This is a genomic window from Blautia sp. MSJ-36 (genome assembly GCF_018917985.1).
Lineage (GTDB): Bacteria > Bacillota > Clostridia > Lachnospirales > Lachnospiraceae > Blautia_A.
Genome location: NZ_JAHLPQ010000070.1, coordinates 1 through 680, shown reverse-complemented (window position 1 = coordinate 680; position 680 = coordinate 1). Strand labels below are relative to the sequence as shown.

Genomic DNA, 680 nt, shown 5'->3' with positions numbered 1-680 from the left:
AAGTCATGAACCACCAGTTCAACTGGTGGTTTGATTCTGCCCCTATAAGGGGCTTATGCCTGCAACGCCTGAAAGGCGGATGCCTCAAGCATATATACCGGCTGGCCTCTAAAAGAGGCTATCTTCTAGTATCTTCTCTTTTTGATTCTTCTTTTTGCTGCTGAATGTATTCCTTTACTGCATCTTCTGTGATATTGCCTACTGTTGCAACATAATATCCTCTGGCCCAAAAAGCTTTTGACCATCCATTTATACTTTCCGGATATTTATCGTGTATCATTAATGCACTTTTTCCTTTTATGTACCCTACCACATCTGACACTTTTTCACTCGGCGGAATGCTTAAACACAAATGTACATGATCTGCACATACTGCACCTTCTACGATTTCTATATTCCGGTAATCGCAAAGTTTTTTTATTATTTCTCTTACATCTGCTTTTAATCTTCCGTACATAATTCGTTTTCTATACTTTGGTATAAACACTATATGATACTGGCATTTATACCTTGTATGTGATAAACTACTACTGTCCACGTTGGACCGCCTCCTATTCTCTTCAGTATTGGCTTGAGACACCTTTACTATTGTAGCATAGGAGGCTTTATTATACATTCTACATCGTCACTACTACACTATTCGCCCCAGCATAGCTGGGGGATTTGCTCTTTCATATTAA

The 680-nt window shown here is 39.0% G+C and carries 1 protein-coding gene; it reads right to left on the bottom strand.

From position 1 onward, the window contains the following. Positions 1-118 precede the first annotated feature (118 nt). Positions 119-538 (bottom strand): IS200/IS605 family transposase, encoded by a 420-nt coding sequence (gene tnpA, locus KQI39_RS17165; protein ID WP_216419780.1) that lies wholly within the window; start codon positions 536-538, stop codon positions 119-121. Between the last annotated feature and the right edge of the window lie 142 nt (positions 539-680).